Source organism: Enterobacter cloacae complex sp. ECL352 (genome assembly GCF_020149545.1).
In the GTDB taxonomy this organism is placed as follows: Bacteria; Pseudomonadota; Gammaproteobacteria; order Enterobacterales; family Enterobacteriaceae; genus Enterobacter; species Enterobacter asburiae_B.
Genome location: NZ_CP083709.1, coordinates 2,677,277 through 2,700,277, shown reverse-complemented (window position 1 = coordinate 2,700,277; position 23,001 = coordinate 2,677,277). Strand labels below are relative to the sequence as shown.

The window sequence follows — 23,001 nt, the reverse complement described above, 5'->3', positions numbered from 1 at the left end:
GAGGCCAACATGATCCACGTACAAAACGTAAGTAAGACCTTTGTGCTCCACCAGCAAAACGGCGTGCGCCTGCCGGTGCTGCAAAATGCCTCATTAGAGGTCAGCAGCGGCGAATGCGTGGTGCTGCACGGCCATTCCGGCAGCGGAAAATCCACCCTGCTACGCTCCCTGTACGCCAACTATCTCCCGGACGAAGGCCACATTCATATTCGCCACAATGATGAGTGGGTCGATCTGGTGCAGGCCCCCGCGCGCAAAGTGCTGGAAGTGCGCCGCACGACGATCGGCTGGGTCAGCCAGTTTCTGCGGGTGATCCCGCGGATCTCCGCTCTGGACGTGGTGATGCAGCCGCTGCTGGATCTGGGCGTGCCGCGAGAAGCCTGCGCCGCCAAAGCCGCCAGCCTGCTGACGCGCCTCAACGTGCCGGAGCGCCTGTGGCACCTCGCTCCGTCGACCTTTTCCGGCGGCGAGCAGCAGCGCGTCAATATCGCCCGCGGGTTTATCGTCGACTACCCGATTTTACTTCTGGATGAACCCACCGCCTCGCTCGACGGCAAAAACAGCGCGGCCGTGGTGGAGCTGATCGAACAGGCCAAAGCGCGCGGCGCGGCGATCGTCGGGATCTTCCACGACGACGCCGTACGCAGCCGCGTGGCGGACAGATTGCACCCGATGGGGGTCCACGCATGATTATCAATAACGTCAGGCTGGTGCTGGAAAATGAAGTGGTTAATGGCTCGGTTGAAGTCCATGAAGGCGTTATTCGCGCCTTTGCCGAAACCCAAAGCCGTACCCCTGAAGCGATGGACGGTGAAGGCGGCTGGCTGCTGCCGGGGCTGATTGAGCTGCATACCGATAATCTGGACAAATTTTTCACCCCGCGCCCGAAAGTCGACTGGCCCGCCCATTCGGCGATGAGCAGCCATGACGCGCTGATGGTCGCCAGCGGCATCACCACCGTGCTGGACGCGGTGGCGATTGGCGACGTGCGCGACGGCGGCGATCGCCTGGAGAATCTGGAGAAGATGATCAACGCCGTGGAGGAGACGCAAAAGCGCGGCCTCAACCGCGCCGAGCACCGTCTCCACCTGCGCTGCGAGCTGCCGCACCACACCACCCTGCCGCTGTTTGAAAAACTGGTCGGGCGCGAGCCGGTCTCGCTGGTCTCCCTGATGGACCACTCGCCGGGGCAGCGCCAGTTCGCCAACATTGAAAAGTATCGCGAATACTATCAGGGCAAATATTCTCTCAGCGATGCGGAGATGGCGCGCTACGAGGAAGAGCAGCTGGCGCTTGCCGCGCAGTGGTCGCAGCCAAACCGTCTCAGGATTGCCGCGATGTGTCGTGACCGCAATATCGCGCTGGCCAGCCATGACGACGCCACGCACGATCACGTGCGCGAATCCCACCAGCTTGGCAGCGTGATCGCCGAATTTCCCACCACGTTTGAAGCGGCTGAAGCCTCCCGCAGGCACGGCATGAACGTGCTGATGGGCGCGCCAAACATCGTGCGCGGCGGATCGCACTCCGGCAACGTCGCGGCAAGCAGGCTAGCCTCCCTTGGCCTGCTGGATATTCTCTCGTCCGACTACTACCCCGCCAGCCTGCTGGATGCGGCGTTCCGGGTGGCCGACGACGAGAGCAACAGCTTTACGCTGCCGCAGGCGATTCGCCTGGTGACGAAAAACCCGGCCTCGGCGCTTAATCTTCAGGATCGCGGGGAAATCGCCGAGGGTAAACGCGCGGATCTGGTGCTGGCCCACCGCAAGGGCGAGCACGTTCACATCGACCACGTCTGGCGTCAGGGAAAAAGGGTGTTCTGATGGGAAGGCTCATCTGGTTAATGGGGCCCTCCGGCTCCGGTAAGGACAGCCTGCTGTCCGCCTTACGGCAGCGGGAACATCCGCAACTGCTGGTCGCGCATCGCTATATTACCCGCGCGGCCAATGCCGGGAGTGAAAACCATATCGCCCTGAGCGAGCAGGAGTTTTTCATCCGTGCCGGGCAAAACCTGCTGGCGCTGAGCTGGCACGCCAACGGTTATTACTATGGCGTGGGCATCGAAATCGACCTCTGGCTGCATGCGGGGTTCGACGTGCTGGTTAACGGCTCGCGTGCGCATCTGCCGCAAGCGCGCGCCCGCTATGAGGCGGCTCTGCTGCCGGTCTGCCTGCAGGTTTCGCCGGACGTCCTGCGCAGCCGGTTGCAGAGTCGGGGGCGTGAATCAGCCCGTGAGATCGATCTGCGGCTTGAGCGTGCGGCCCGCTATGCCCCGTCGGACTGCCACATCCTCAATAACGACGGAAGTTTGCTACAGTCAGTCGATACCTTTTTATCGCTTATCCGTCAGAAGGAGAAACAGCATGCCTGACTGCCAGCTTCGCCCCGCCACCGCCGACGATGCGCAGAGTGTTTACGCCCTTATCTGCGAGCTCAAGCAGGCAGAGTTCGACCATCAGGCGTTCCACGCCGGGTTTCTTGCCAACCTGCAGGATCGCAACATGCGCTACCAGCTTGCGGAGAGAGAGGGACAGGTCATCGGCATGATCGGCCTGCACATGCAGTTTCACCTGCACCATGCGCGCTGGATCGGCGAGATCCAGGAGCTGGTCGTAATGCCGCAGGCGCGAGGGTTAAAGGTCGGAAGTCAGCTGCTGGCCTGGGCGGAAGAGGTAGCGCGACAGGCTGGCGCTGAACTGACCGAACTTTCCACCAGCGTGAAGCGCACCGACGCGCACCGTTTTTACGTTCGTGAAGGATACACGCAGAGCCATTTCCGATTCACCAAACCGCTGTAGAGGTGCGCTATGAGTCTGACCATCACGTTGACGGGAACGGGTGGCGCCCAGCTGGTGCCGGTCTTTGGCTGCGACTGCGCGGCGTGTCGCCGGGCGCGCCTGCAGGATAACTATCGCCGTCGCCCGTGCAGCGCGGTGGTGAAATTCAACGATGCCGTCACCCTGCTGGATGCCGGTATTCCGCACCTGATGGACGACTGGCCGGCGGGCAGCTTCCAGCAGTTCTTGCTCACCCATTACCATATGGATCACGTTCAGGGGCTTTTCCCCCTGCGCTGGGGCGTGGGGGCGACGATCCCGGTTTACGGTCCGCCGGACGACGCCGGATGCGACGACCTGTTTAAGCACCCCGGCATTCTGGATTTCAGCCACACGGTCGAACCGTTTGTGATGTTTGAGCTTCAGGGTTTGCGGGTCACGCCGCTGCCGCTCAACCATTCGAAACTGACCTTCGGGTATTTGCTGGAATCGGCCCACAGCCGCGTGGCCTGGCTTTCCGACACCGCCGGACTGCCGGAGAAAACGGTGAAGTTCCTGCTCAACAACCAGCCGCAGGCGATGATTATCGACTGCAGCCATGAGCCGCGCGAGGAAACGCCGCGAAACCATTGCGACTTAAATACCGTGATTGCGTTAAACGAGATAATTGGCTGCCCGCAGGTGATCCTGACGCATATCAGCCATCAGTTTGACGTTTGGATGATGGATAACCCGCTGCCGCAGGGCATAGAAGCGGGCTATGACGGGATGGTGCTGGTGCTGGATTAGGTTTTCTCCCTCTCCCGTGGGAGAGGGTTGGGGTGAGGGCAACAGGCCGCACTTAGCCTCGATCGTAATCGTCTTCTAACCTGCGCTCATCCTCTTCCAGACGACGTCTGTCGTCATCCAGCTGACGCTGACGTTCATCTAAACGACGGCGTCTGTCTTCAAGCTGCCGACGACGATCGTCGTATTGTCGACTGTCGATTTGACGGCTGCGGTCATAACGATCGTCGTCGTCATTGCTGCGGCTGCTGCTGGGGTTATAGGCATCGTTGATCGCCTGCTGAATGTTGCCAATAGCATCATCAACAATATCGGCATGAGCCAGTTGGCTGGTGAGTGACAGCAGACCGAATAACAGAGCAGTTGAGTAACGTTTCATAAGGCCAGACTCGCAGGTGAACTGGCCTTACGATAATGAACGGCGGGAAGCCGGGGTAGCGGAGGAATCTCAAATTACCATAACCTTGCGCAGCGCCTGCGCCAGCTGCACCCGCGTAAACGGCTTACGCAGTAGCTGGACGTCCGGCAGCTGAGGGTTATGCGCGGGCCGTAGATCCTGGCCGCTGATCAGCAGCACAGGAAGCTGCGGATAATGGCTGCGCACATGGTTAATCACCTCAGCGCCGCTCAGGCTGCCGGGTAGCATCAGGTCGCTGATAAACATGCCAATATCCGGCGACGCCGCCAGCATATTCAGCGCCTGCTCGCCGTTGTCCGCTTCCAGCGTCAGGTAACCAAGCTGGTGCAGCTGCTCGCACAGGGTTTGCCGAACATCCGCCTCATCTTCCAGCACCAGGACCAGCCGCTCGCTATCGACGGAGGCGGTGGCTGACAGCGCTTCATCGTCTGCCGCAGCAGGCAGCACCGAGCGCGGGAGGTGAAGCCGAACGGTCGTTCCCTGCCCCGGCGCGCTTTCAATTTCCACGCGGCCGCCGGACTGGCGCACAAAGCCGTAGACCATCGACAGGCCTAATCCGCTCCCGCTTCCGGTCTGCTTGGTGGTGAAGAACGGTTCAAAGACCCGGGATTTCACCTCCTGCGACATGCCGCTGCCGCGGTCAATCACCTCCAGCGCCACCATATCCTGCCTGCGCCCGTCGCTGCGGGTGACGCGCTGATTCCAGGTCCGGATTTTAATCACCCCGCTTTGCCCTTCCATCGCATCGCGCGCGTTCATCACCAGGTTGATGATGGCGTTTTCCAGCTGGCTAACGTCAATCCACGCGGGCCACGCCGGGGTTTGCGCTTCAATCTCCAGGGTCAGGGTGGCAGGCAGGGAGTGGCGCATCAGTTCCCGGAGGTTCTCCAGCAGCGGCAGCATCTCTACCGCATGCGGCGTCAGGGACTGCTTGCGGGAAAACGCCAGCAGGCGCTGCGTCAGTAAGGCACCACGCTCGGCCGCCTTCAGCGCCCGGGTAATGCGCGGCGCGTCTTTCGATTCGGGGTCGGTGAGCTCAAGGCTGCCGATGATCACCGCCAGCAGGTTGTTAAAATCATGCGCCAGCCCGCCGGTCAGCTGTCCGACCGCCTTCATCTTCTGGCTGTGCAGCAGCGCCTCTTCCAGTCCCTGACGCTCAACGCGGTCGATCTCCATCTGCGTGGTTTTCTCTTTCAGCAGGCGCGTGGTGTGCTCAAGCGAGGCGGTATTGCGGGCAAAAACGTTAAACGCGCGCGCCAGCTCGCCCAGCTCATCGCGCCGCTGGAGGGCGGGAACGGAGACATCCTGCTCGCCGTGAGCAAGGCGCGACATCGCCCGGGAAATCGCCGTCAGGTTAGAGGCCAGATTGCGGTAGATATACCAGCAAGCGCACCCGGTGATGATCAGCGCCAGCACGGCGAAGAAGCTGATAAACACGCTGATGGACTGCAGCTCGTGATGGCTCTGGGCAGTGCGAAGTCGGGAGGCCTGCGCCACCTGCCCGACGTACTGATTAATATCGCTGTTGAGGATCGCCACCAGCGCCTTGATGTGGAACATATACCAGCTTATCGCCAGGTCGCTCTCTTCCAGCTGCTTCGACAGCGGGGCGAGCTTGCCTAACTCGGCATTAAAATCAGGCAGAACCCCCTTCACGACCGGCTGTACGGCACTCCGGGGCAGCGCTGCGGCCACGGCGTCCAGCTGCTGAACGGTCGCGCGCGGCGAAGGAGTGTCGATGGCGGCGGCGATCAGCCGGTCCATCTCCATCAGTTGCTGCGCATCCGGCACGTTGCTGTCGTAACGGCGGTTGATGTCCTGAAGATGACGCAGGTAGCTCTGGCTTTGGTACAGCGAGCTCAGCAGCGCGTTACGCTCCAGATGGCGGCGCTGTCCGCGCTCAAGCATCTCCGTCACGCTCTGCTGTAGCTCATTGCTTCGTTGAATAATACGCGCCACCAGCGCCGGCTCCTGCTGCGCCAGCGGCGCTTCCGCAAGCTGTTCCAGCGAGCGGCGCAGCGCCATTTGCGTCTGCTTCAGGCGCTCGGCTTCGCCTTTGTACTCCAGCGCCCCGACGACCTGCGAAAGCCGCACCGCCGCCGTCGCCACGTTGGCGGTATCGCGGGCCAGGTTCATGCTGCCGGTCATATCGTCCAGCGTTTGCTGCTGAACCTGCTCCTGGATTTGACTGGCGTGACGAAAGCCGAGCACCGCCACGCCGCTCACCATTAGCGTCACGGCGACCACCAGCAGATTAAAAATCAGCAGGCGGCCTCGGGCGCTGGCGAAAAAGGGCGGGCGGCGTGATGGCATGGGCTTGGGCTCCTGTGCGGTTTGGTGCCCTCACCCTGGCCCTCTCCCCAAAGGGGCGAGGGAATGATTTGCTCCCTCTCCCTTTCAGGGAGAGGGCCGGGGTGAGGGTAGTTCAATAACTGTGATCTACATTAGCTATTCATAACTATGACAAATATGAACAGCTTCTGACATTTTGCATTTACGCACCTGTGATGAAGTGCAGATATCGGCATTCGCAGGAGATCCGCCATGAGCAGAACCCCGGTATTAGAGATGCGCAGCATTGCCAAAACGTTTGGCAGTTTCCACGCGCTCAAGGGTGTGGATTTGACGGTCTTTCCCGGAGAGATCCACGCGCTGATGGGCGAAAACGGCGCGGGAAAAAGCACGCTGATGAAAATCCTCGCGGGAGCCTATACCGCCACCAGCGGTGAGATCCTGATCGACGGTCAGCCGTTTCACATTAAAGGGCCGAAAGATGCGCTGGCCGCAGGCATTACCCTGATTTATCAGGAGATGCAGCTCGCGCCCAACCTGACCGTTGCCGAAAATATTTTTCTTGGCAGCGAGCTGTCGCGCGGCGGGATGGTGCAGCGCAAAGAGATGGCCGCCCAGGCGCAGGCGGTGATTGAGCGCCTCGGGGCACAGTTCAATGCCACCGACCTGGTGATGAAGCTGACCATCGCCGAGCAGCAGCAGGTGGAAATCGCCCGCGCGCTGCACCGCAACAGCCGCATTCTGGTGATGGATGAGCCCACCGCCGCCCTCTCCTCGCGGGAAACGCATCGCCTGTTTGAACTGATTTTGCGCCTGCGCGATGAAGGGATGGCGATCATCTATATCAGCCACCGCATGGCGGAAGTGTATGAACTTTCTGACCGCGTCAGCGTTCTGCGCGACGGGCAGTACGTCGGCAGCCTGACGCGCGACAAGCTAAACGCCTCCGAGCTGGTGCGCATGATGGTGGGCCGCCCGTTAAGCGACTTGTTCAACAAAGAGCGTGATATTCCCCTCGGCAGCCCGCGCCTCAACGTCCACCACCTCACCGACGGTAAAAAGGTACAGCCGTGCAGCCTGCAGGTCCGTTCCGGCGAAATCGTCGGGCTGGCGGGCCTGGTGGGGGCCGGGCGCTCCGAGCTGGCGCAGCTGATTTTCGGCGTGCGTAAAGCCACCGGCGGCATGATTGAGGTCGACGGCGAGCCGGTGGTGATCCACTCCCCGCGTGCGGCCATCGAAAACGGCATCGGTTTTCTCACCGAGAACCGCAAGGAGCAGGGGCTGTTTCTGGAGCTGGCGGCGCAGGAGAACATCACCATGGCGACGCTGGAGCGCGACGCGACCTTCGGTATGTTAAACCGCAAAAAAGCGCAGGCCATTTCCGATGACGCCATTGCCCTGCTTAACATCCGCGTGCCCCATTCGCAGGTTCGCGCGGGCGGGCTGTCCGGCGGCAATCAGCAAAAGCTGCTGATCTCCCGCTGGGTGGCCATAGGTCCGCGCATTCTGATTCTGGACGAACCCACGCGCGGCGTGGACGTCGGCGCGAAAAGCGAGATCTACCGCATCATGAACCAGATGGCGCGCAAAGGGGTGGCGATTTTAATGATCTCCAGCGAACTGCCGGAAGTGGTGGGCATGAGCGACCGGGTGTACGTGATGCGGGAAGGCAGCATTGCGGGTGAACTCCACGGGCGCGACATCTCTCAGGAAAACATTATGACGCTGGCAACCGGCGTGAACGACACTCATCATCAGGCGGTGCAATCATGACAACTCCAACCCATCCGCAGCAGGTGGCGAAATCCGCCTCCGCCAAAAAAATGCTGATGAGCGATCTGATGCAAACGGTCGGCATCCTGCCGATTCTTATCCTGATTGTGGCGGTATTTGGCTTTATCGCCCCGAACTTCTTCACCGAGAGCAATCTGCTCAACATTACCCGTCAGGCGTCGATCAACATCGTGCTGGCGGCGGGAATGACCTTCATCATTTTAACCGGCGGGATTGACCTCTCCGTGGGCTCGATTCTGGGTACCACGGCGGTAGCGGCGATGGTGGTCTCGCTTATCCCTGAATTTGCGATGCTCTCCATTCCGGCCGCGCTGATGCTCGGCATGGTGCTGGGTCTGTTCAACGGCGCGCTGGTGGCCTTTGCCGGGCTGCCGCCCTTCATCGTGACGCTCGGCACCTATACGGCGCTGCGCGGCGCGGCGTATCTGCTGGCGGACGGCACGACGGTCATTAACTCCAACATCAGCTTCGAGTGGATCGGCAATAACTACCTCGGCCCGATCCCGTGGCTGGTAGTCATTGCCCTTGCGGTGATTGCTATCTGCTGGTTCATCCTGCGCCGCACCACGCTCGGCGTCCACATCTACGCGGTGGGCGGCAACATGCAGGCGGCGCGACTGACCGGCATCAAGGTCTGGCTGGTGCTGCTGTTTGTCTACGGCATGAGCGGCCTGCTCTCCGGGCTCGGCGGCGTGATGAGCGCCTCGCGCCTCTACAGCGCCAACGGCAACCTCGGCACGGGTTACGAGCTGGATGCGATTGCGGCGGTGATCCTCGGCGGCACCAGCTTCGTCGGCGGGATCGGCACGATCACCGGCACGCTGGTCGGCGCATTAATCATCGCCACCCTCAACAACGGCATGACGCTGATGGGCGTCTCCTACTTCTGGCAGCTGGTGATCAAAGGGGCGGTGATCATCATAGCGGTGCTGATCGACAAATACCGTACCCGACACCATCAAAGTGCATAACAACAAAACCCTACAGCTTCGAGGAAAACAACATGCGTTTGAAACCGTTAGTGACCGCGCTCTGTGCTGGCGCGCTGCTTGCCGCAACGCCGTTTGCGCAGGCAAAAGATCTGAAGTCCATCGGCGTGACGGTGGGCGACCTGGCCAACCCGTTCTTTGTGCAGATCACCAAAGGTGCCGAGCTGGAAGCGCGCAAGCTGGCTGGCGATAACGTCAAGGTGACGCTGGTCTCCAGCGGTTACGATCTGGGCCAGCAGGTGGCGCAGATCGATAACTTCATCGCCGCGAAGGTGGACATGATCATCCTCAACGCCGCGGATTCCAAAGGGATCGGCCCGGCGGTGAAGCGCGCGAAGGACGCCGGGATCGTGGTCGTTGCGGTTGACGTGGCGGCGGAAGGGGCGGATGCGACCATCACCTCCGATAACACCCAGGCGGGCGAAATGGCCTGTAAGTACATTACCGATCGCCTGAAAGGCAAAGGCAACGTGGTGATCATCAACGGACCGCCGGTCTCTGCGGTGCAAAACCGCGTGGAAGGTTGCCAGACGGAATTCAAAAAACATCCGGATATCAAGGTGCTCTCGGATAACCAGAACGCCAAGGGCAGTCGTGAAGGCGGTCTGGAAGTCATGACCTCCCTGCTGGCGGCCAATCCGAAGATCGACGGCGTGTTTGCGATTAACGATCCGACGGCGATCGGCGCCGATCTGGCCGCGAAACAGGCTCAACGCAACGAGTTCTTTATCGTCGGCGTGGATGGCAGCCCGGACGGTGAGGAAGCGCTGAAGCGCGAAAACTCCCTGTTTGTCGCAACCCCGGCGCAGGATCCGCAGGTGATGGCGGCAAAAGCGGTGGAGATCGGCTATGACATTCTACAGGGCAAACCTGCGCCGAAAGCGCCTGTGCTGATCCCGGTGACGATGATCGATAAAAAGAACGTCGGGACCTATAAGGGGTGGACGGTTAAGTAACCTCGTTGCGGCCTGATGCCCTCACCCTAACCCTCTCCCACAGGGAGAGGGAACTTATTTCCCCCTCTCCTTGAGGGAGAGGGCCGGGGTGAGGAGGTGGCATAAAATTCAAGGAGTCCCCATGAAACGCTCCGACATCAATGAAATTCTCGGCCACACGCGACAGTTTTTTTCCATGCACGACGTGCACCTCCCGCCGTTTGCCAGCTTTCCGCCCACAAAATGGCAGCAGCTTGACCAGGCCGCATGGCAGGAAGTGTTCGACCTCAAGCTCGGCTGGGACGTGACGGCGTTCGGCGGCAACAGCTTTGCCGCTGAGGGCCTGACGCTGTTTACCCTGCGCAACGGCTCGCCCAACGGCGTGCCTTATGAAAAGTGCTATGCCGAAAAAATTATGCACGTGCGCGACGGCCAGGTGACGCCGATGCATTTTCACTGGCGCAAGCGGGAAGACATCATCAACCGGGGCGGCGGGAATCTGATTATTGAGTTATGGAATGCCGGGGCGCATGAAGAGACGGAAAACACCGACGTGACGGTCACCGTCGACGGCTGCCGTCAGACCCACGCGCCCGGAAGCCAGCTGCGCCTCACACCAGGGGAAAGCATCTGCCTGACACCCACTCTGTACCACAGCTTCTGGGGCGAACGCGGCTTCGGCGACGTGCTGGTTGGGGAGGTGTCATCGGTAAACGACGACGAGCACGACAACCACTTTTTGCAGCCCGTTGCCCGCTATAACAACATCGAAGAAGACGAACCGGCGCTGCTGGTGCTGTGCAACGAGTACAACCTGTTCCGGATATAAGGAGTAAATGATGCCATTGATCTCTCTTGCCGACGGTCTGGAGCACGCCAGGGCGCATCGCTACGCGCTGGGCGCGTTTAACGTGCTCGACTCCCACTTCCTGCGCGCTCTGTTCGCCGCCGCAAAGCAGGAGCGCTCGCCGTTTATCATCAACATCGCCGAAGTGCACTTTAAGTACGTGTCGCTGGATTCGCTTGTCGAAGCGGTGAAGTTCGAAGCCGCCCGTCACGACATTCCCGTGGTGCTCAACCTCGATCACGGCCTGCATTTCGAGGCGGTGGTGCGCGCCCTGCGCTTAGGGTTCAGCTCGGTGATGTTCGACGGCTCTACGCTGAGCTACGAGGAAAATATTCGCCAGACGCGGGAAGTGGTGAAGATGTGCCACGCGGTGGGCGTATCGGTGGAGGCGGAGCTGGGCGCGGTCGGGGGCGATGAAGGCGGCGCGCTGTACGGGCATGCGGATGAAGCGTTCTTTACCGACCCGCAGCTGGCGCGCGAATTTGTCGATTCAACCGGCATTGACGCGCTGGCGGTTGCTATCGGCAACGCGCACGGCAAATACAAGGGCGAGCCGAAACTCGATTTCCCACGCCTGGACGCCATTCGCCAGCAGACGGGCCTGCCGCTGGTTTTACACGGTGGCTCCGGGATTAGCGATGCCGACTTCCGCCGCGCCATCGAGCTCGGCATTCATAAAATCAACTTCTACACCGGCATGTCGCAGGCCGCACTCGCCGCCGTTGAGCAGCGCATGGCGAACCGCCAGCCGCTGTACGATGAATTTGCCGAGCTGCTGCTGGGGATAGAAGAGGCGATTGCCGATACGGTCGCCGAACAGATGCGCATCTTCGGCAGCGCGGGGCAGGCATAATGGAACGCAAAGGCATCATCGCCGCAGGCAACATGCTGGTGGATCACGTCCACCAGATAGTGCAGTGGCCGGAGCGCGGCTGGCTGGCGGAAATTACCCACAGCGAACGCTCAACCGGCGGCGCGCCGCTCAACGTGCTGCTGACGCTGGCGAAAATGCACGTTGGCCTGCCGCTGCAGGCGGTGGGGCTGATTGGCGAAGATGCCGACGGGGATTACATTCTGGCGATGCTGGACCAGTACCACGTCAACCGCCAGCGCGTCCAGCGCACCACCTTTGCACCAACCTCCATGTCGCAGGTGATGACCGATCCCAGCGGACAGCGCACCTTTTTCCACTCGCCGGGCGCCAACCGCCTGCTGGATCTTCCCGCCTTCGATCGCTTAGACGGATCGATGAAGATCTTCCATCTCGGCTACCTGCTGCTGCTCGACAGCCTGGATATGCCCGATGACGAGTTTGGCACCCGCAGCGCGCGCCTGCTGGCGCAGATGCGCGACCAGGGGTATGAAACGTCGCTCGATCTGGTTTCCCGCAAGGGCGACCCGCGCTATCAGCCGCTGGTGCTCCCTGCCCTGCGCCACCTTGATTATCTGGTGATTAACGAGCTGGAAGCCGGGGAGTTTAGCGGACTGGAGATGCGCGACGCCGACGATGCGCTGAATATCGCCCATATCGCCGATGCCGCGACGCAGCTGCTGGCGGCAGGCGTTCGCCAGCGGGTGGTGATCCACTGCCCGGAAGGCGCGTGGGGTGAAGCACCGGGTGAGCAAGGCCGCTGGATCCCATCATGGTTGCTGGAGCAAAAAGAGATTGTCGGCAGCGTTGGCGCGGGCGATGCGTTTTGCGCGGGGTTTTTATACGGTTGCCACGAATCGCTCCCGCTCACGGAGAGCATTTATCTGGCGCACGCCTGCGCGCGGGCCAGCCTGCTGGCCGCCAATGCGATTGACGGCGCGAAAACGCTGGCCGAGCTGCAGCTGTTTATCAAAGAGAATACCTAGGCCGCTTTCTCGCTATGGGAAACATCGGTGGCAAACACATAGCCCAGCCCACGGATGGTTTTGATGAGCGCAGGCTGATGCGGATTAGCCTCGATCTTCCGGCGCAGGCGCATGATCAGCACGTCAATCGTGCGGTCGAACACGTCCGCGCTTTCGCTGTGGGTCAGCTCAAGCAGCCGGTCACGGCTCAGCACCCGACGGGCATTTTGCGTAAGCGCCAGCAGCAGGCCGTACTCGCCCTGGGTTAAGGGGACAGGGTTACGCTGCGGATCGCTCAGCTCACAGCGGGTGGTATCGAGCGTCCATCCGTTAAAAGCAATGCCCGCGACGGGCGCTGCGGGAACTTCCGCCGCCAGCACGCCGGTACGGCGCAATACCGCTTTTACGCGGGCGACCACCACGCGCGGGTTGAAAGGTTTGCCGATATAATCGTCAGCCCCCATCTCCAGCCCCACCACCACGTCTGACTCACTACCCAGCCCGGTTAACATGATCACCGGTAGCGCCGGGCGCTGCTTTTGCAGCTGCAGCAAAACCTGTAAGCCGTTGATATCCGGCAGCATCATATCCAGCAGCACCAGCGCGATATACGGCTCCTGCTGTACCTGCCGCAGTGCATCCTGGCCGTTATGGCAGACAAGCACGCTAAAGACGTGCTCGCTCAGCACGTCCTGAAGCAGTTCGCAGACTGCCGTATCGTCATCAACCACCAGGATCGCCGGTTTCATCGTATGCTTCCGTCAGGGGATTATGTTAAGTCTGAACCATTCTGCCGTCGGCTCCAGTCAAATGGTTTTTTCAGTGACGGAAATTCAACCCATGTCACATCCGCTGCCCTGTCGACACGTCAATTTTGACGATTGGCTGCTTTTTGTCAGGGTTTTCACCGCGAAGGGACCGTAAAGTCAGGGTATACCCATACAAAAAACATGGCATAGAAGCTGCATAGTGGGTGCGAATGATTCGATTAACTGGAGCAGACTGATGAAAAAAGTCGTCACGGTTTGCCCTTATTGTGCCTCAGGTTGCAAGATCCACCTGGTGGTCGATAACGGCAAAATCGTCCGGGCGGAGGCCGCACAGGGGAAAACCAACCAGGGCACGCTATGCCTGAAAGGTTACTACGGCTGGGATTTTATTAACGATACCCAAATCCTCACCCCGCGCCTGAAAACCCCTATGATCCGCCGCGAGCGCGGCGGCAAGCTGGAAGCCGTCTCCTGGAGCGAGGCGCTGGATTACGTCGCCACGCGTCTGAGCGCCATCAAGGCCAAGTATGGCCCGGATGCAATTCAGACCACCGGCTCCTCACGCGGGACGGGGAATGAAACCAACTATGTGATGCAAAAATTCGCGCGCGCCGTTATTGGAACCAATAACGTCGACTGCTGCGCTCGCGTCTGACACGGCCCATCGGTTGCAGGTCTGCACCAGTCGGTCGGTAACGGCGCAATGAGTAATGCCATCAACGAGATAGATAACACCGATCTCGTCTTCATCTTTGGTTATAACCCGGCGGATTCTCACCCTATCGTCGCGAACCACGTTATTCGCGCTAAGCAGAACGGGGCGAAAATCATCGTCTGCGATCCGCGCAAAATTGAAACCGCGCGCATTGCGGATATGCACATCGCGTTGAAAAACGGCTCGAACATCGCGCTGTTGAACGCAATGGGGCACGTCATTATTGAGGAGAACCTGTACGACCAGGCGTTTGTCGCGACCCGTACGGAAGGTTTTGAAGAGTATCGGAAAATTGTCGAAGGCTATACGCCAGAGTCGGTGGAAACAATCACCGGCGTCAGCGCGCAGGAGATCCGCCAGGCGGCACGGATGTATGCCGGGGCGAAAACCGCCGCCATCCTGTGGGGAATGGGCGTGACCCAGTTCTATCAGGGCGTGGAAACCGTGCGTTCTCTGACGAGTCTCGCGATGCTGACCGGCAATCTGGGTAAAGCGCACGTCGGCGTTAACCCGGTACGTGGTCAGAATAACGTCCAGGGCGCCTGCGATATGGGCGCGCTGCCGGACACCTACCCGGGCTACCAGTACGTGAAGTTCCCGGAAAACCGCGCTAAGTTCGCGAAGGCCTGGGGCGTGGAAAGCCTGCCGGAACACACCGGGTATCGCATCAGCGAGCTGCCGCACCGCGCGGCGCACGGCGAAGTACGTGCGGCCTACATCATGGGTGAAGATCCGCTTCAGACCGACGCCGAGCTGTCTGCGGTGCGCAAGGGGTTTGAGGATCTGGAGCTGGTGATTGTCCAGGATATCTTCATGACCAAAACCGCGGCGGCGGCGGATGTGATTTTACCGTCGACCTCCTGGGGCGAGCATGAAGGCGTCTACACGGCGGCGGACCGCGGCTTCCAGCGCTTCTTTAAGGCGGTCGAGCCGAAGTGGGACCTGAAAACGGACTGGCAGATCATCAGCGAAATAGCCACCCGCATGGGCTACCCGATGCACTACAACAACACTCAGGAGATCTGGGACGAGCTGCGCAATCTGTGTCCGGACTTCTACGGGGCAACCTATGAAAAAATGGGTGAGCTGGGGTACATCCAGTGGCCGTGTCGCGATGAGTCAGAAGCCGATCAGGGGACGTCATACCTCTTTAAAGAGAAGTTCGACACCCCGAACGGGCTGGCGCAGTTCTTCACCTGCGACTGGGTCGCGCCAATCGATAAGCTCACCGACGAGTATCCGATGGTGCTCTCCACTGTGCGAGAAGTGGGCCACTACTCCTGCCGTTCGATGACGGGTAACTGCGCCGCGCTGGCGGCGCTGGCGGACGAACCGGGCTACGCGCAAATCAACACCGCCGACGCTGAGCGCCTCGGCATTGAGGATGAAGCGCTGGTGTGGGTGAACTCGCGCAAAGGCCGGATCATTACCCGTGCGCAGGTCAGCGATCGTCCGAACAAAGGGGCGGTCTATATGACCTACCAGTGGTGGATTGGCGCCTGTAACGAGCTGGTGACGGAGAACTTAAGTCCGATAACCAAAACGCCGGAGTATAAATACTGCGCCGTACGCGTGGAGCCGATTGCGGATCAGCACGCTGCGGAACAGTATGTCATCGACGAATATAACAAGCTGAAAGCCCGACTGCGCGAAAGCGCAATGGGCTGAAGCCGTTAATTAATCAGTGAATAAAGGGAGTGAGATATTCACTCCCTTTTTATTTCCGATTAACTCATCAAATATATCAATTATTATTCTGGAAAGCGGCTCGCAGAAATAATGTAATTCTCGCGAAAAAGAATTACATCTTTGCATTTTAATTCAGAGGGATAAGATGTGCGGCGGGTGCTTAAGACTTTCTGTCTTGAGCATTGTTGAGGGACAGAAAGTAGAAAGCCCCGGGAAATTTTCATTTACCCGAGGCTACTCTCCCTCAACTCCGACAAGTTGAGAGTAGCCTCTTATTCTTTTTTTGACAAGGAGTAAAAGGCATGACGCCATTAAAAACTGCGTTAGGCATCGTCTTTATTATTTGCCTGACGATAGTGATCTTTACCTTTATTACTCGAGGTAAGTTATGCGAGTTTTCAATAAAGGGTGAACATCAGGAGGTGGCGGCAAAATTAGCCTGTAACGCAGGCTAATCTCTACGGGCGGAACCACTGTTCCGCCCGGCTTGCAGGATGCTGAGGTCTTAATGCACCCATTTTTTTCTTCTGTCGCCGCGATTATACTGCGCGGCGTGTACCCCGATGATAAGAACCCATGAAACATATTTTTCTGTTGTTGTTACTTTTTACATCGCTTGTCCGTGCCGACGAGATTGGCAGTCAGTACAAAGAACAGGCTGAAGCGGGTGACGCCCGTGCCCAGTATTATTTGGCCGATACATACTTTAGCTCCGGTGACAGCAAGCAGGCCGCGCTGTGGGCCGAGAAAGCCGCTAAAGGTGGCGATGTCGACGCCATGGGGCTGCTCTCTCAAATCCTCTTTACCCAGGGAAATTATGCGCAAGCTAAGGCACTGGCGCAGCAGGCAACCATCGCGGGCAGCAAACGCGGCGCGATCATGCTGGCGCGCGTGCTGGTCAACACTCAGGCAGGTACAACCGACTATCCCCAGGCCATCAAACTGCTGCAAACGGCGACCGAAGATATCGACAACGACTCTGCGGTAGATGCGCAAATGCTGCTGGGGCTGATTTATGCCAACGGCGTTGAAGTGGTCCAGGACGACGTGCAGGCCGCCTCGTGGTTCAAGCGGAGCTCGGCACTTTCACGCACGGGCTACGCCGAGTACTGGGCGGGGATGTTGTTCAGGCAGGGTGAGAAAGGCTTTATCACACCCAATAAACAGAAAGCGCTGTACTGGTTGAACCTGAGCTGCACTGAAGGGTTTGATACGGGATGCGAAGAGTTTGATGCGCTGAGCGGAGAGTAAAGCATTGCCCGGTGGCGCTGCGCTTACCGGGCCTACGGCTTGTGTAGGCCGGGTAAGGCGAAGCCGCCACCCGGCTTTTAACATTACTGGTCAGCCGTCTTATCAAAACGACCCAGCACCTCGCGTTCATACGCCAGCGCTTTTTTACGATCGAATTTGTGTTCCCACTTGGCGATAACCAGCACCGCCAGGGCATTCCCCACCACGTTCAGCGCGGTACGCGCCATGTCGAGGATACGGTCCACACCGGCGATAAACGCCAGACCTTCCAGCGGAATACCGACGCTGCCAAGCGTCGCCAGCAGCACCACAAAGGAGACGCCCGGAACGCCTGCAATACCTTTGGACGTCACCATCAGCGTCAGCACCAGCACGATCTCCTGCCACAGCGACAGGTCAATGCCGTACAGTTGCGCAATAAAGATAGCGGCGATGCTCTGGTACAGCGTCGAACCGTCCAGGTTAAAGGAGTAGCCGGTTGGTACCACGAAGCTGGTAATAGAGGCAGGCGCGCCGTAGGCTTCCATCTTCTCAATGATGCGCGGCAGCACGCTCTCAGAACTTGCCGTGGAGTACGCCAGAATCAGCTCGTCTTTCAGAATGCGAATCAGGATCCAGATGCTCAGCCCGCACAGGCGCGCCACGATCCCCAGCACCACCAGCGCAAAGAACAGAATGGCGAAGTGCACCAGGAGCACCAGCTTCGCCAGCGGCCACAGGGAGGCAAAACCGAAGTTCGCCACGGTGACGGCGATAAGCGCAAACACCCCTACCGGCGCGTAACGCATCACCATGTGCGTCACTTTGAACATGGTTTCGGAGATAGAGCGGAACACGGTCACCAGCGGCTCACGGTGCGTCGCCGGCAGGGAAGAGAGCCCCAGACCAAACAGCACCGAGAAGAAGATGATAGGCAGCATCTCGCCCTTCGCCATCGACGCCACGATATTGGTCGGCACCAGCGACAGGATAGTGCCCATCAGGCCATGCGCATGGCTCTGCACGTCAGCGGTCGTACTTTGGTATTTCGAAATATCCACCGTTGCCAGCTGCGACATATCAATCCCGGAACCCGGCTGGAACACGTTCGCCAGCGTGATACCGAGGATAATCGCAACCGTAGTGATCACTTCGAAATAGATAATGGTTTTCGCACCAATACGGCCTAACTGCTTCGCATCGCCGACGCCCGCAATACCGACCACCAGCGTCGAGATCACAATCGGCACCACGATCATCTTGATCAGATGAATAAAGATATCCCCTGCCGGTGAAAGCAAGTTCGCAATCAGCCATTCGCGGCTGTCGCTATGATAGTGGAGGTAACTGCCCAGCAAGATGCCCAGCACAAGGGCGATTAAGATCTGCCAGGCAAGGCTGACTTTAACGTTTTTCATAGAAACTGACTTCCTCAATGAAGCGCCTTGTTCACTCAAACTGCATGAACAGGGAGACATACTGAAAGGGTATGAATTGTGTTGCGTTGGTTTATGGGATTTTTTAACGCGGCGTATGAGTATCATTTGCGCGACCTGTTGCGCAAGCCTTAAAGAACGACGCGTTTCACTCACAAAAGCGACGATGACGGGAGTTTGTTCTAATTCTGATAAATAACCTTTTGTTATAAAAACGCTTTTTTAAACATAAATGTGAATAATCGTCAGCATCAATTATTTTCCTTCAAAGTTTCATTCGCTCAATTTTCATACTCTTCAAACAATGCGTGATCTGTAGCCCAAATAATAAACAAAGCTTGTAAAGCCCCTACAATTAACGTTTTTGCGACATATTATTAACATCTTACAAGGAGAAAAAAAGCCATGAGCCAAATACATAAACACGACATTCCCGCAAATATTGCGGACCGTTGCCTGATCACCCCGGAGCAGTACCACGAGAAATATCAGCAATCTATCACCGCCCCGGACACCTTCTGGGGTGAGCAGGGTCATATCCTTGACTGGATCAAACCTTATCAGAAGGTGAAGAACACCTCCTTTGCGCCCGGCAATGTCTCCATTAAATGGTATGAAGATGGCACCCTGAACCTGGCGGCGAACTGCCTCGATCGTCACCTCGCCGAGCGCGGGAATGAGACGGCCATCATCTGGGAAGGCGATGACGCCTCGCAAAGCAAACATATTACGTACAAAGAGCTGCACCGCGACGTGTGCCGCTTCGCCAACGTCCTGCTGGAAAAGGGCATTAAAAAAGGCGATGTGGTCGCTATCTATATGCCGATGGTGCCGGAAGCTGCGGTGGCCATGCTGGCCTGCGCGCGTATCGGCGCGATCCACTCGGTCATTTTCGGCGGGTTCTCGCCGGAGGCGGTTGCGGGCCGTATTGTCGATTCCAGTTCAAAACTGGTGATCACCGCCGATGAAGGCGTGCGCGCCGGACGCGGTATCCCACTGAAGAAAAACGTCGACGAAGCGCTGAAAAACCCGAACGTCAAAACGGTCAGTAACGTCATCGTCCTTAAGCGTACCGGCGGCAAAATCGACTGGACCGAGGGGCGCGACCTGTGGTGGAGCGACCTGATTGAGAACGCGAGCGACCAGCATCAGCCGGAAGAGATGAACGCAGAAGATCCGCTGTTCATTCTTTATACCTCCGGCTCCACCGGTAAGCCGAAAGGCGTCCTGCACACCACCGGCGGCTATCTGGTCTATGCGGCCACCACCTTCAAATACGTCTTCGACTACCATCCGGGCGACATCTACTGGTGTACCGCCGACGTGGGCTGGGTTACCGGACACAGCTACCTGCTGTACGGACCGCTGGCCTGTGGCGCAACAACGCTGATGTTTGAGGGCGTACCAAACTGGCCGACCCCGGCGCGTATGTGTCAGGTGGTCGACAAACACCAGGTCAACATTCTCTACACCGCGCCAACGGCGATCCGCGCACTGATGGCGGAAGGCGATAAAGCCATCGAAGGCACTGACCGCTCTTCATTGCGCATCCTCGGTTCCGTGGGTGAGCCAATCAACCCGGAAGCCTGGGAGTGGTACTGGAAGAAAATCGGCAACGAGAAATGCCCGGTGATGGACACCTGGTGGCAGACCGAAACCGGCGGCTTCATGATCACTCCGATGCCGGGCGCCACGCAGCTGAAGGCCGGTTCCGCAACCCGTCCGTTCTTCGGCGTGCAGCCTGCGCTGGTGGATAACGAAGGCAACCCGCTGGAAGGCGCCACCGAAGGCAACCTGGTGATCACAGACTCCTGGCCGGGTCAGGCGCGTACTCTGTTCGGCGATCACGATCGCTTCGAGCAGACCTACTTCTCGACCTTTAAAAACATGTACTTCAGCGGCGACGGCGCGCGTCGTGACGAAGACGGCTATTACTGGATAACCGGGCGCGTGGACGACGTGCTGAACGTCTCCGGCCACCGTCTGGGCACCGCTGAGATTGAATCGGCGCTGGTATCGCATCCGAAGATTGCCGAAGCGGCGGTTGTGGGCATTCCGCATAACATCAAAGGCCAGGCGATTTACGCCTATGTCACTCTGAACCACGGCGAAGAACCGTCGCCTGAGCTCTACGCTGAGGTGCGCAACTGGGTGCGTAAAGAGATTGGCCCGCTGGCGACGCCGGACGTGCTGCACTGGACCGACTCGCTGCCGAAAACCCGTTCCGGCAAAATTATGCGTCGTATTTTGCGCAAAATCGCGGCTGGAGACACCAGCAACCTCGGTGATACCTCAACGCTCGCGGATCCTGGCGTGGTGGAAAAACTGCTCGAAGAGAAGCAGGCCATCGCGATGCCTTCCTAGTGTTTTCTCCCTCTCCCTGTGGGAGAGGGCTGGGGTGAGGGCATCAGACCGCACCTTCCTCCCCTCACCCTAACCCTCTCCCCAAAAGGGAGAGGGGACTAAAAACAAACCTACCTTACCTTTGGAGACTCTGTGATGAATAACGATATTTGTCAGCAGATAGAGAATAGTGCGCACTACAGGGAGCTCGTCGATAAGCGGCAACGGTTTGCCTTCATCCTTTCCATCATCATGCTGGTTATCTACGTCGGCTTTATTCTGCTGATCGCCTTTGCCCCGCACTGGCTGGGCACCCCGCTGCACGAGGGGACCAGCGTAACGCGCGGTATTCCGATTGGCATTGGCGTGATTGTGATTTCATTCCTGCTGACCGGCGTCTACGTCTGGCGCGCGAACGGTGAATTCGATCGACTTAATAAAGCGGTACTGCAAGAGGTAAAAGCATCATGAAGAGAGTTCTGACGGCGCTCGCCGCCACGCTTCCCTTTGCCGCCCACGCGGCGGATGCCATTACCGGCGAGGTCCAGCGCCAGCCAACCAACTGGCAGGCCATTGTGATGTTCCTGATTTTCGTCCTGCTGACGCTGTACATCACCTACTGGGCGTCGAAACGCGTGCGCTCCCGTAACGATTACTACACCGCTGGCGGCAACATTACCGGCTTCCAGAACGGGCTGGCGATTGCGGGTGACTTTATGTCCGCCGCCTCGTTCCTCGGGATCTCCGCGCTGGTGTATACCTCCGGCTATGACGGCCTGATTTATTCCCTCGGCTTCCTCGTCGGCTGGCCGATCATCCTGTTCCTGATTGCCGAACGCCTGCGTAACCTGGGCCGCTATACCTTCGCTGACGTGGCCTCCTATCGCCTGAAGCAGGGGCCGATTCGCACCCTCTCCGCCTGCGGTTCGCTGGTGGTGGTGGCGCTGTACCTGATTGCGCAGATGGTCGGCGCGGGTAAATTGATCGAACTGCTGTTCGGCCTGAACTACCACGTCGCGGTGGTGCTGGTTGGCGTGCTGATGGTGATGTACGTGCTGTTCGGCGGCATGCTGGCAACCACCTGGGTGCAGATCATCAAAGCCGTCCTGCTGCTATTCGGCGCCAGCTTTATGGCCTTTATGGTGATGAAGCACGTCGGATTCAGCTTCAATAACCTGTTCACCGAAGCGATGGCGGTCCACCCGAAAGGGGAAGCGATCATGAGCCCGGGCGGGCTGGTGAAAGACCCGATATCCGCGCTCTCGCTCGGTCTCGGCCTGATGTTCGGTACTGCGGGCCTGCCGCATATCCTGATGCGCTTCTTCACCGTGAGCGATGCGCGTGAAGCGCGCAAGAGCGTCTTCTACGCCACCGGTTTCATGGGTTACTTCTATATCCTGACCTTTATCATCGGCTTTGGCGCGATCATGCTGGTGGGGGCGAACCCGGCGTTTAAAGACGCGGCGGGCGCGCTGATTGGCGGTAACAACATGGCGGCGGTGCATCTGGCGGACGCGGTGGGCGGTAACCTGTTCCTCGGCTTTATCTCCGCCGTGGCCTTCGCCACCATTCTTGCGGTGGTTGCAGGGCTGACGCTCGCCGGCGCGTCTGCGGTGTCGCATGACCTCTACGCCAACGTTATCCGCAAAGGCGCGAGCGAGCGCGACGAGCTGAAGGTCTCGAAAATCACCGTGCTGGTGCTGGGCGTGGTGGCGATTCTGTTAGGCATTCTGTTTGAGAAGCAGAACATCGCCTTTATGGTGGGGCTGGCCTTCTCGATTGCGGCAAGCTGCAACTTCCCGATCATCCTGCTCTCCATGTACTGGTCGAAGCTGACCACGCGCGGCGCGATGATTGGCGGCTGGCTGGGGCTGCTGACGGCGGTGATCCTGATGATTCTGGGCCCGACCATCTGGGTGCAGATCCTCGGTCACGCAAGCGCTATCTTCCCGTATGAATACCCGGCGCTGTTCTCTATCGCCGTGGCGTTTATCGGCATCTGGTTCTTCTCGGCCACCGACAATTCGCCGGAGGGTAACCTGGAGCGAGAGAAATTCCGCGCCCAGTTCATCCGTTCTCAAACCGGCCTGGGCGTTGAGCAGGGCCGCGCGCACTAAGCCTTTCTCCCCGGTCATTCTGGCCGG

At 58.9% G+C, this 23,001-nt stretch carries 21 protein-coding genes; 17 read left to right on the top strand and 4 right to left on the bottom strand.

What is annotated here, in order from left to right; translation table 11 throughout:
• Positions 1 to 9: 9 nt before the first annotated feature.
• Genes phnL through phnP form a run of 5 tightly spaced genes read left to right on the top strand, consistent with a single transcriptional unit; the run spans position 10 to position 3,566 of the window.
• Positions 10 to 690: a phosphonate C-P lyase system protein PhnL gene (gene phnL, locus LBF07_RS13125; RefSeq protein ID WP_064672971.1), complete on the top strand. Its 681-nt coding sequence runs from the start codon at positions 10 to 12 to the stop codon at positions 688 to 690.
• Positions 687 to 1,823 (top strand): alpha-D-ribose 1-methylphosphonate 5-triphosphate diphosphatase, encoded by a 1,137-nt coding sequence (phnM, locus tag LBF07_RS13120; protein WP_069303539.1) that lies wholly within the window; start codon positions 687 to 689, stop codon positions 1,821 to 1,823. The genes phnL and phnM overlap by 4 nt, the downstream gene beginning before the upstream one ends.
• Positions 1,820 to 2,371 (top strand): ribose 1,5-bisphosphokinase, encoded by a 552-nt coding sequence (gene phnN / locus LBF07_RS13115; RefSeq protein WP_094935048.1) that lies wholly within the window; start codon positions 1,820 to 1,822, stop codon positions 2,369 to 2,371. Before phnM ends, phnN begins: the two co-directional genes overlap by 4 nt.
• Positions 2,364 to 2,798: an aminoalkylphosphonate N-acetyltransferase gene (phnO, locus tag LBF07_RS13110; protein WP_033144430.1), complete on the top strand. Its 435-nt coding sequence runs from the start codon at positions 2,364 to 2,366 to the stop codon at positions 2,796 to 2,798. Before phnN ends, phnO begins: the two co-directional genes overlap by 8 nt.
• Positions 2,799 to 2,807: 9 nt before the next feature.
• Positions 2,808 to 3,566 carry a phosphonate metabolism protein PhnP gene (gene phnP, locus LBF07_RS13105; RefSeq protein ID WP_094935049.1) on the top strand — a complete coding sequence of 253 codons (759 nt, stop codon included), beginning with the start codon at positions 2,808 to 2,810 and terminating at the stop codon, positions 3,564 to 3,566.
• A 52-nt stretch (positions 3,567 to 3,618) separates the two neighbouring features.
• Here phnP and yjdP read toward each other — a convergent pair whose 3' ends face one another.
• Positions 3,619 to 3,942, bottom strand: a complete 324-nt coding sequence (gene yjdP / locus LBF07_RS13100; RefSeq protein ID WP_033144428.1) for a DDRRRQL repeat protein YjdP — start codon at positions 3,940 to 3,942, stop codon at positions 3,619 to 3,621.
• 69 nt (positions 3,943 to 4,011) lie between these two features.
• On the bottom strand, positions 4,012 to 6,294 hold the full coding sequence (locus LBF07_RS13095; protein ID WP_033144427.1) for an ATP-binding protein: 2,283 nt from the start codon (positions 6,292 to 6,294) through the stop codon (positions 4,012 to 4,014).
• A 231-nt stretch (positions 6,295 to 6,525) separates the two neighbouring features.
• Between LBF07_RS13095 and LBF07_RS13090 the strand changes: the two genes are divergently transcribed.
• The 6 genes from LBF07_RS13090 to LBF07_RS13065 all read left to right on the top strand — a co-directional run bounded on the left by LBF07_RS13090 (position 6,526) and on the right by LBF07_RS13065 (position 12,695).
• Positions 6,526 to 8,046: a sugar ABC transporter ATP-binding protein gene (locus LBF07_RS13090; RefSeq protein WP_039262390.1), complete on the top strand. Its 1,521-nt coding sequence runs from the start codon at positions 6,526 to 6,528 to the stop codon at positions 8,044 to 8,046.
• Complete coding sequence (locus LBF07_RS13085; protein ID WP_032662554.1) at positions 8,043 to 9,038, top strand: ribose ABC transporter permease; 996 nt, start codon at positions 8,043 to 8,045, stop codon at positions 9,036 to 9,038. Before LBF07_RS13090 ends, LBF07_RS13085 begins: the two co-directional genes overlap by 4 nt.
• 32 nt (positions 9,039 to 9,070) lie before the next feature.
• Positions 9,071 to 10,012: an ABC transporter substrate-binding protein gene (locus LBF07_RS13080; RefSeq protein WP_021242935.1), complete on the top strand. Its 942-nt coding sequence runs from the start codon at positions 9,071 to 9,073 to the stop codon at positions 10,010 to 10,012.
• A 121-nt stretch (positions 10,013 to 10,133) separates the two neighbouring features.
• Positions 10,134 to 10,820, top strand: a complete 687-nt coding sequence (locus LBF07_RS13075) for a D-lyxose/D-mannose family sugar isomerase (protein ID WP_047059282.1) — start codon at positions 10,134 to 10,136, stop codon at positions 10,818 to 10,820.
• A gap of 10 nt (positions 10,821 to 10,830) precedes the next feature.
• Positions 10,831 to 11,691: a ketose 1,6-bisphosphate aldolase gene (locus LBF07_RS13070; RefSeq protein ID WP_033144425.1), complete on the top strand. Its 861-nt coding sequence runs from the start codon at positions 10,831 to 10,833 to the stop codon at positions 11,689 to 11,691.
• Positions 11,691 to 12,695, top strand: coding sequence for a carbohydrate kinase family protein (locus tag LBF07_RS13065; RefSeq protein WP_039262394.1), 1,005 nt, complete (start codon positions 11,691 to 11,693; stop codon positions 12,693 to 12,695). The genes LBF07_RS13070 and LBF07_RS13065 overlap by 1 nt, the downstream gene beginning before the upstream one ends.
• Here LBF07_RS13065 and LBF07_RS13060 read toward each other — a convergent pair.
• On the bottom strand, positions 12,692 to 13,423 hold the full coding sequence (locus LBF07_RS13060; RefSeq protein ID WP_094935050.1) for a response regulator: 732 nt from the start codon (positions 13,421 to 13,423) through the stop codon (positions 12,692 to 12,694). The genes LBF07_RS13065 and LBF07_RS13060 overlap by 4 nt on opposite strands.
• A gap of 256 nt (positions 13,424 to 13,679) precedes the next feature.
• Here LBF07_RS13060 and fdhF point away from each other — a divergent pair, with 256 nt between their 5' ends.
• The 3 genes from fdhF to LBF07_RS13045 all read left to right on the top strand — a co-directional run bounded on the left by fdhF (position 13,680) and on the right by LBF07_RS13045 (position 17,099).
• Positions 13,680 to 15,827: a formate dehydrogenase subunit alpha gene (fdhF, locus tag LBF07_RS13055; protein ID WP_080352831.1), complete on the top strand. Its 2,148-nt coding sequence runs from the start codon at positions 13,680 to 13,682 to the stop codon at positions 15,825 to 15,827.
• 323 nt (positions 15,828 to 16,150) lie between these two features.
• The gene (locus LBF07_RS13050) at positions 16,151 to 16,303 is read left to right on the top strand and encodes a Hok/Gef family protein (RefSeq protein WP_032644722.1); all 153 of its coding nucleotides are present in this window, start codon (positions 16,151 to 16,153) and stop codon (positions 16,301 to 16,303) included.
• A gap of 121 nt (positions 16,304 to 16,424) precedes the next feature.
• On the top strand, positions 16,425 to 17,099 hold the full coding sequence (locus LBF07_RS13045; RefSeq protein WP_064672981.1) for a tetratricopeptide repeat protein: 675 nt from the start codon (positions 16,425 to 16,427) through the stop codon (positions 17,097 to 17,099).
• An 83-nt stretch (positions 17,100 to 17,182) separates the two neighbouring features.
• Here the strand turns inward: LBF07_RS13045 and gltP are convergent, their stop codons facing one another.
• On the bottom strand, positions 17,183 to 18,496 hold the full coding sequence (gene gltP, locus LBF07_RS13040) for a glutamate/aspartate:proton symporter GltP (RefSeq protein WP_023310067.1): 1,314 nt from the start codon (positions 18,494 to 18,496) through the stop codon (positions 17,183 to 17,185).
• 423 nt (positions 18,497 to 18,919) lie between these two features.
• Here gltP and acs point away from each other — a divergent pair, with 423 nt between their 5' ends.
• The 3 genes from acs (at position 18,920) to actP (ending at position 22,974) form a co-directional block, all read left to right on the top strand.
• On the top strand, positions 18,920 to 20,878 hold the full coding sequence (acs, locus tag LBF07_RS13035; RefSeq protein WP_048976116.1) for an acetate--CoA ligase: 1,959 nt from the start codon (positions 18,920 to 18,922) through the stop codon (positions 20,876 to 20,878).
• A gap of 135 nt (positions 20,879 to 21,013) precedes the next feature.
• Positions 21,014 to 21,328 carry a DUF485 domain-containing protein gene (locus tag LBF07_RS13030; RefSeq protein WP_023310065.1) on the top strand — a complete coding sequence of 105 codons (315 nt, stop codon included), beginning with the start codon at positions 21,014 to 21,016 and terminating at the stop codon, positions 21,326 to 21,328.
• A complete protein-coding gene (gene actP, locus LBF07_RS13025; RefSeq protein WP_033144419.1) occupies positions 21,325 to 22,974 on the top strand; it encodes a cation/acetate symporter ActP in 1,650 nt (549 codons plus the stop codon). The genes LBF07_RS13030 and actP overlap by 4 nt, the downstream gene beginning before the upstream one ends.
• Positions 22,975 to 23,001 lie beyond the last annotated feature (27 nt).